At 43.9% G+C, this 7,952-nt stretch carries 5 protein-coding genes; 1 reads left to right on the top strand and 4 read right to left on the bottom strand.

The features are described from left to right. From AB4232_RS20410 to fabB, 4 genes are all read right to left on the bottom strand, one after another. On the bottom strand, nt 1–3,197 hold a 3,197-nt coding region (locus tag AB4232_RS20410; RefSeq protein WP_372087883.1), incomplete at its 3' end, for a FimV/HubP family polar landmark protein. Nucleotides 3,198–3,406: 209 nt separating this feature from the next. Continuing rightward, a complete protein-coding gene (locus tag AB4232_RS20405) occupies nt 3,407–4,420 on the bottom strand; it encodes an aspartate-semialdehyde dehydrogenase (RefSeq protein ID WP_372087882.1) in 1,014 nt (337 codons plus the stop codon). Nucleotides 4,421–4,432: 12 nt separating this feature from the next. Continuing rightward, nucleotides 4,433–5,566 (bottom strand): 4-phosphoerythronate dehydrogenase, encoded by a 1,134-nt coding sequence (locus AB4232_RS20400; RefSeq protein ID WP_372087881.1) that lies wholly within the window; start codon nt 5,564–5,566, stop codon nt 4,433–4,435. A gap of 530 nt (nt 5,567–6,096) precedes the next feature. Next, the gene (fabB, locus tag AB4232_RS20395; RefSeq protein ID WP_009848735.1) at nt 6,097–7,308 is read right to left on the bottom strand and encodes a beta-ketoacyl-ACP synthase I; all 1,212 of its coding nucleotides are present in this window, start codon (nt 7,306–7,308) and stop codon (nt 6,097–6,099) included. A 128-nt stretch (nt 7,309–7,436) separates the two neighbouring features. Between fabB and AB4232_RS20390 the strand changes: the two genes are divergently transcribed. Then, on the top strand, nt 7,437–7,952 hold a 516-nt coding region (locus AB4232_RS20390), incomplete at its 3' end, for an MnmC family methyltransferase (RefSeq protein WP_372087880.1).

The raw sequence follows: 7,952 nt of genomic DNA, 5'->3' as shown, positions 1-7,952 counted from the left end.
TCTGGCTCTGGCTCTGGCAAGGATTCAACGACATCTTCAAACTGATCGCTACCTTGGATTTTCGGTTCAAAGTCAAAATCAGAGGCAACATTCGCAGGCGACTCTACATCGTCTATAGCTTCGGCTAACCAGTCTTCAACCGTCTCTTCATCATCTTCAGAGATATCATTTAAAGACGATGGCGATACTTGCTCTTCATAACTAGCAGCGATCTCTTCACGCTGTTCTTGGGCCTCGGCTTCTTTCGGCTCTGGTTCTGCTTCTTGTTGTACAGTTTCTTCTTGAACTCGCTCTTCAAAAACTGGTTTGTCAAAATCAGAATTCTCAGAGAGCACTGAGTCGATATCCAGTTCATCATCTTCAACCGATGATGCGGTTTCTTCAGCGGATACTATTTTTTCCGCTGACACTTCATTGCTGGCTGAAAGAGACGCTTGCTCTGGTTCAACCGTATTTTCAATTAATGACTCAACAGGCTCTTCTGTCGCTGGCAATAAATCATTGTCATCAGAAGTCATTAACTCATCAATCAAGGCTTCGTCTGTTGTTTCTAGCGAGTCATCAAGTAAAGCATCTGTTGCCGGTGCGACACCGAACAAATCATCGATAAAGTCATCACGATTAAAGGCTTCATTATTTTCTGGCTTAACGTCTGCACTGTCTTGAATCACTTCCGAATCTAACGATTCATCACTAATGACTTCAGCTTGTGGTGTTGCACTAATGTCCGATGCTTGCTCAGACTCAGCTTCAGGTGTTTCTGAGGTTAACGGAGTAAGTTCGATCTCTGAATCCTTTTCGGACTCATCGCTGGCGTTGTCAAAACCAAAGGCTTCGTCTAACTCTTTATCAAACGCCTTCTCTTCAGGTTCAAGCTCGTCTTCAATGCCACTTGTCAGTAGATCATCAAATGGGTCTAAAGATTCTGAATCTTGTTCATCGGTTTCACCGACTGATAGATCATTACCTAGCAGTTCATCTAACGTCTCGTCACCTTCGACGGTAAGTTGAGCATCATTGGCGTCATCGTCTAGAAAATCATCTAGTAAGTCTGTGCTCTCGGCATCGAGTTCAAAGTCATCATCAGAATCATCAATCAACTCATCCAAGGTTTCAGTACTGTCTTCCGAAATATCTAGCTCATCATCGGTCGACAAGCCTGAGAGTTCTTCGAGTTCAGATAATGAGTCAAAACCTAGAGGATCACTCTCAGACTCATCATCCGATTCATCTTCCAACATATCATCTAGGAGATCTGTTGAATTACTGAGATCAACATCATCCCCTGTCAATTGCTCATCGAGCAGGTCGACACTGCCTTGAGTTTCTTCACTTTCGGTTGGCAGATCAAACTGAGAAAGGATGTTATCGATATCATCATCAGACGCCAAAGCGCTGTTTAGATTCTCAGCAACCTCGTCATCATTATCGAGATTCATTGGCTCATTGACTTGATCGTTCTGAGCCGCAACCTGAGCGAAGATGTCATCAATATCATCTTCTACACTAGGAGCCGAAGGTTGTGACGTCTGCTGCTCTGAGATCAACGAATCGATATCAAATTCATCGTTGCTCACACCCGCAGGTGCAGTATCGCTCTGTTGCTCAGAGATAAGCGCATCAATGTCAAAATCATCGGTTGCTGATGTGTCGGTATTAGAAATCGAATCACTTTGCTCTTCTGAGATTAAAGCATCAATATCGAAGCTATCATCATCTTCATCATCAAGCGCAAATAGATCGTCTAATAGAGATTGGTCTAGTTCGTTAGAGCCTAGGTCTTCAGTCTCAGAATCCTGTGATAGTAGCGATTCAATATCTTCATTCGACATTGAGTTATCATCTGAAAGATCAAAGTCGGCCTCATCAGAACCGAGTTCGCTTTCTGATGTTTTATCAAGTGCGCGCTCCATCTCTTCAAGACCAAGCGCCTTGTCATCGCCATTGACACTAATGCCGTTGCTGCTGTCTAACTCCAGATCATCGAAGTTAGTGTCTAAGTCACCATTTTCGCCAATACTCGCAAATGGGTCGTCATCGTCATCATCGAGATTAAAATCGAGATCAGAATCATCTAAACCTGCAAATACATCTTCTTCAGGCGATGCTTGGTCATCAAATAACTTATCAGCATCATCTTCATTGCCAAATTGTTCATCGTCTAAAGACAATTCATTATCAAAGTCGTCCATCTCATCGCCTAAAGCGATAGGCGCGACGCTACTTACATCTGATTGAATTGGTTGGTCTTGTGTCGGCTGATCATCATTTTTAGAACGGCGCCCCAACAAGATCACTATGATAAGACCAAGTAGCAGACCTGGAATAACCGCAAGAGCAGTAACTAACCAACCATTTGATAACAATTGATCCATGGCACTTGGAGCCATTTTTGCAATCTCAGCGTTCTTTCTACGCTCTTCATCAAGCAGCTTTTCCACTTCGCTACGAATGCGGTCTTCATCACTAAGTTCTGTTTTTAGCTCATCTACTTCCAATTGAACATTCGACAACATCAGACGAAGTTGATGGTTTTTCTCTTCAAGTGACAATAGCTCAGTTTCTGAAAGCTCTAGCTGTTTCTCTAGCTTGTTCATCTCTTGGGTTGGAGCTGATTGAGCTGGAGATGATTGAGTTGGAGACAATGGCTTTTTAGCGGCTTCAGCTGTGCTTACTTGCTTTGCAGGAACAACATTGTTTGAGCTTGCATCAGGGCGGCTTGACGCTTGCGCTGGTTTTGGCTTTGACACTGTGGGTTTAGTCACAGGAGCATCGAGCTTAGCAAGGTGCGCATTCATGATGTTAACGGCTTGCTGTGTAGAACTTGCACGTGCTTGCTCTAAAGAAGGCACTCGTAAATTACTGGCAGGCAGCAAGCTGTGGATATTCTGGTTTTCAAACGCTTGTGGATTTAGACGATAAATAGCCAACAAGGTTTGCTGAACTGAAACGGAATTATCAGGGCGTAACTTTGAGGCAATTGACCACAATGTTTCCGACCCCAAAGTTGGGCCGTAAAAACGAGAAGGCCCAGCACGATTCAATTGTGCTCTTTGAAGAGGTTCGGAAAACGTAGGCGCTGATTGTATCTGGCCATTAGGCCCTACAACTCGAATGGAATCTGCACGAACAACGGAAATCTGAGTCGCCATGAGAATGGCAAAAGGCATTAACCACGGCTTGAAAAATTGAAACATAAAAGGCTCAGCTAGGTGCTTAAATTCGAATAAATTGATGAACTGTTAAATATATCGGATAAACGACGTAAAGCTATAGAGATGAAAACAAAAAATGTGTTGCAGCGACAATATTCGCAGCAATTTCACACAATTTAACTAACAATATTTTCAATCGATTAAAAAAGCCCCACTAAAAGAGTGAGGCTTGTTTATCAAAGCAGTGAAGCTTAGAAGTAATCGCGAATCAGAACTTCCGCGATTTGAACTGCGTTTGTTGCTGCGCCTTTACGAACGTTATCAGCGACAACCCACATGTTCACACCGCTGTGATGGCTAATGTCGTTACGAATACGACCAACCATTACGTGGTCTTTACCACCTGCATCACGAACCTGAGTTGGGAAGTCTAGCGCTTGGAAAACTTCAACGCCTTCCGTGTTCTCTAGAAGCTGAATAACTTGCTCAGCACCGATTGGCGCGCGAGTTTCAATGTGTAGAGATTCAGCGTGACCATAGAACACAGGAACACGAACACAAGTCGGGTTAACCATGATTGAAGAGTCAGCAAAGATCTTTTGAGTTTCCCAAACCATCTTCATTTCTTCACGTGTGTAGCCGTTCTCTGTAAATTCATCGATTTGAGGAATACAGTTAAACGCGATCTGCTGTGAGAACGCTGACTTGTCAGCTGGCATACCGTTAAGAAGCTTAGCCGTTTGACCTGCTAGCTCATCGATACCCGGCTTACCTGCACCAGACACAGATTGGTAAGTTGAAACGTTAATACGCTCAAGGCCCACTTCATCGTGAATCGGTTTAAGCGCTACTACCATCTGAATAGTAGAACAGTTCGGGTTCGCAATGATGTTGCGGTTACGGAACTCAGCAATCGCTTCAGGGTTCACTTCAGGCACAACCAGAGGAACATCGTATTCGTAACGGAAACGTGAGGTGTTATCGATAACAACCACACCTTCGTCAGCGGCGATTGGAGCCCAACGTTCTGAAAGCTCGCTACCTGCAGAGAAAAACGCAATATGTACTTGAGACCAGTCGAAGTCTTCTACATTTTGTACTTGTATTGTTTTGCCGTTAAAACGGGAAGTTTTGCCTTCACTACGTTCACTTGCTAGTAAGTGCATTTCACCGACAGGGAATTTACGCTCTTTAAGTACTTCAAGAATGGTTTCACCAACCGCACCAGTCGCACCTAAAATAGCAATATTAAATTCTTGGCTCATTGTTTCTCTCTTTTATAAAGTTGGCTTTACCATAAAACCGAGTTTAGATAACGGCGTTAAATTACAAGATTCGTCGCCCGTTAACTCGACTGCACTGTACTCTCTGCGGTCCCAATATTCTTTACGCATCTTGTCAAAAGAACCCGGCGTAGAGATATTGCGACGGAATAAGGCGTCGTCTTTGCGCACATCATAGATCAACTGAGTCAAATTGTGCAGTGTTGCTTCATCCCAAGCTCTATCTAATTTCATTTGAGGCACTGGCGCTGTCGGTAATAAATCACTTGCATAAGCACGCTGTTCAGTACCTAAAAACTCACAATAACTGTTGAAGATCATCGTGGTACCACGCGCTTTACCCTCTAAACCGTAGCCCGCTACGTGAGGTGTTGCAAAAGCGAGCAACGGAAGAAGTTCAAAGTCGACTTCAGGTTCAAACTCAAACACATCAAGAACGGCAGTGAAACCATCGGCTTTTTGCAAGCGAGCTTTTAACGCTTGGTTATCAACAACTGGGCCACGAGCCGCATTAATCAGAATTTGGTCAGCACGTAAATTGTTCAGTACTTGCTCATTGATCAAATGATGCGTTGGGAGCTCACCTGTCTTAGTGATTGGCGTATGCAGAGTGATGACGTCTGACTGCTCAAGCAGAGTATCTAGCTCAGTAAATTCGCGAGTATCACCCTCTTGCTGTTTTAGAGGATCGTTCAGCAGAACTTTAATACCAATACCTTCAAGGCATTTCGCTAAGTAACTGCCTACCTGCCCACAGCCGATAATACCGACCGTTTTTTCGAATACAGAGAAACCTTGCTGCTGAGCCAACACCATCATCGCGCTGAACGCATACTCAGCCACACCCACTTTGTTACAGCCTGGAGCTGCAGTAAAGAAAATGCCACGTTCTTTCATCAATTCTTGGTCAACGTGATCCATACCTGCCGTCGCTGTGCCGACAAACTTCAGCTTGTTGGCTTTGCTGATCAATGACTCGTTCACCTTGGTGACAGAGCGAATCATCAAAGCGTCTACGTCAACTAGGTCGTCAGCAGTTAATGTGCGACCAGACTTCATTGTCACTTCCCCTAGCTGGCTAAAAAGCGCTTCAGCATAAGGCATATTTTCGTCGATTAAGATTTTCATTTGGCGAGTACTTTTGTTGGGGTCTATCGACCTAAATGTGAATTGAAATGATTGTGCAAAATTCCACACACGGTGTCGAGTAGCAATTGGAATACATTATAAATAAAGGGTTGAATCGCCTAGTCTGCACAAGCAAAAGCAGTAATAAGAACGACTACCTGAAATTAGAAAACTAAAGTCAGAAGACTAAAACGAAAAATGCCCGATTGAATAAACAATCGGGCAAACATCCAGAACAAAAGGATCCTATCTCGCTCTCCAGGAGACAGAGTCTTGCGTCTGTTCAACCAGTACTAACCAAAGCCAGTACTGATCAAGCTCTGGAAACCTTTCAATTTCTAAACTCAAATTTAAAAAACTATTTTCTAAAGCGAAGCTTATAAAGCTAAGGTTTAAAAACACGTTTGAAAATCAATGTTTAAAAAGCTTTGTTCTGTTGGTCAGGGTTAATGAGCGACACGTGCGTGTTGAATCAGCACTCACGTCACCCATTAACGATTAACCTTTTATTAATTTAACCTTAGCTTCAATTAGCCTTGGTATTTTTTGATTACTAGCGTTGCGTTCGTACCGCCGAAACCAAAGCTATTAGACATAACCGTTGTTAGCTCTTGTTCACGAGCTTCGGTTACGATGTCTAGGCCTTCGCCCGCTTCGTCTAGGTTTGCAACGTTAATGCTTGGTGCGATGAAGCCGTTATCAAGCATTAGCGTTGAGTAAATTGCTTCGTGTACACCAGCCGCACCTAGAGCGTGACCTGTCATCGCTTTAGTTGCTGAGATTGCAGGGCTGTTGCCGCCAAAGACTTCTTGGATTGCGCCAAGTTCTTTAACATCACCTACAGGAGTTGAAGTACCGTGAGTGTTCACGTAGTCAACGCCATCAACGTTTTGCATTGCCATCTTCATACAACGAACCGCGCCTTCACCAGAAGGAGCAACCATGTCGTAGCCATCTGAAGTCGCGCCGTAACCTACGATCTCGCCATAGATTTTCGCACCACGAGCAACAGCGTGCTCAAGCTCTTCGATAACTAGCATACCGCCGCCACCAGAGATAACGAAGCCGTCACGGTCAGCATCGTAAGTACGAGAAGCCAATTCTGGCGTGTCGTTGTACTTAGTAGAAAGTGCGCCCATTGCGTCGAACATCATAGTCAGAGACCAATCTAGTTCTTCACCGCCACCAGCGAATACTACGTCTTGCTTACCAAGTTGGATAAGCTCCATTGCGTGACCGATACAGTGTGCAGATGTTGCACATGCAGAACTCATAGAGTAGTTCACACCGCGGATTTTGAAAGGTGTTGCTAGACAAGCAGAAACCGTAGAAGCCATTGTACGTGGAACCATGTATGGGCCAACGCGCTTCACGCCTTTTTCACGGATGATGTCTACTGCGTTTACTTGGTTTAGAGATGAAGCACCACCTGAACCCGCTACGATACCCGTGCGGTCATTAGATACTTGATCTTCAGTTAAACCAGAGTCAGCAATTGCTTGCTCCATTGAAAGATAAGCGAATGCCGCTGCATCACCCATAAAGCGCATTTTTTTGCGATCGATATGGTCAGCAGGGTTCATTTTTAGGTTACCCCATACTTGAGAGCGCAAGCCATTTTCCTTGAACTGCTCTGAAGCGGTAATACCTGATTTACCCTCTTTCAGTGATGCTAAAACTTCTTCGACGTTGTTACCGATACTTGAAACAATACCCATACCGGTGATTACGACTCGTTTCATGTGACATTCCTATAATTCTAAATTCAGCTAGATGATAACTAAGAAGCCTAACAAAAGTGGTCAGCTTTCCTAGAAATTCGTACAATCCCTACCAACATATCGCTTCAAATCACAAAATGATAGATTTTATGACTTCAATTACTAATGCAGAGCTGGAATGGAATGAGTCTGGCACGCCAGTTTCAGACCAATTTGACGACGTTTACTTCTCTAATGTTAACGGTTTAGAAGAAACTCGCTACGTCTTTTTAAAACAAAACCACCTTCCAGAGCGTTGGGTTGAACATCAACAACGCCGTTTTGTGATTGCTGAAACCGGTTTTGGTACAGGTTTAAACTTTCTCGCAGTCTGGCAATGGTTCGATGCTTTTCTTAAAGATAACCCACAAGCTATGACCAAAGAGTTACATTTCATCAGTTTTGAAAAATATCCTTTAAATAAAGATGATCTGATCAAAGCGCACCAATCTTGGCCTGAACTAGCCCAGTATGCGACACAACTCCAAGAACACTACCCGATTGCCCTGCCCGAATGTCACCGCATTGTGTTGGGCGATGGTGCTATCACGCTTGATTTGTGGTTTGGTGATATTAAGAATTGTATGCCAAACGTGCCGACCCCTCGCAAAGGTTTAGTCGATGCG

The organism is Vibrio sp. 10N.286.46.A8, from assembly GCF_041470165.1.
GTDB classification, from domain to species: domain Bacteria; phylum Pseudomonadota; class Gammaproteobacteria; order Enterobacterales; family Vibrionaceae; genus Vibrio; species Vibrio tasmaniensis_A.
This window is presented reverse-complemented; position numbering and strand designations above follow the sequence as displayed.